The 604-nt window shown below is 33.6% G+C and carries 2 protein-coding genes; one reads left to right on the forward strand and one right to left on the reverse strand.

Features of this window, described 5'->3' with window-relative positions; genetic code table 11:
• Positions 1–110 precede the first annotated feature (110 nt).
• Positions 111–341, reverse strand: coding sequence for a hypothetical protein (locus HMPREF0027_RS11250; protein ID WP_005625498.1), 231 nt, complete (start codon positions 339–341; stop codon positions 111–113).
• Positions 342–484: 143 nt separating this feature from the next.
• Between HMPREF0027_RS11250 and HMPREF0027_RS12865 the strand changes: the two genes are divergently transcribed.
• The coding region (locus tag HMPREF0027_RS12865; protein WP_420834425.1) for an IS1/IS1595 family N-terminal zinc-binding domain-containing protein at positions 485–604 on the forward strand (120 nt) is incomplete at its 3' end.

Consider the following 604-nt stretch of genomic DNA (forward strand, 5'->3'; position numbering starts at 1 on the left):
AATCATAGGTTACGGCTTTTTATATTCTTATGAGTGTTTTGCTGCATAATTTAGCCAAAACACAAATGCTAAGGCAACTAATGTAAATACGGCTAAGGCGATAGTTAAACTCATATTTTTTTCCCCTTAAATGATTTCTTACGACAAATTCTGCTGCCTAGTAAAAATAGATAGGTAGCACATAGTAGCAATACAATATTGATTAAACGAAAGTCTAACCCTTCTTTGCTATATAAGATTACCGGCAACGCCAATAATGTGACTTTCGCAATATCATCACACATTTTACCCCAAGATTCAAACGACTCTTTTTCGACCGGTTGTTGAAATAGATTCCACATATCAGCTCCTTTTTTTGAAGCATAGCCTACAAAATCTCACGGTGGATTCAATCACAATTTTGGGGATAGTGGACAAAATTGAGTCTACAAAGTGGGTTAAAACCTTGTACTATAAGGCTTTATAAAAATGACTAAAAAATTGCATTTCTTGCTCATCTTTTAACCTCAAAAAATATGGCAAAATTAATGGTGTTCAACGCTATAAATGTCTTGATTGCCATTATAATTTTGTTGCATCCAAGCGACTTAATTCACAAGAAATC

The sequence above is a fragment of the Actinobacillus ureae ATCC 25976 genome (genome assembly GCF_000188255.1).
Classification (GTDB): domain Bacteria; phylum Pseudomonadota; class Gammaproteobacteria; order Enterobacterales; family Pasteurellaceae; genus Actinobacillus; species Actinobacillus ureae.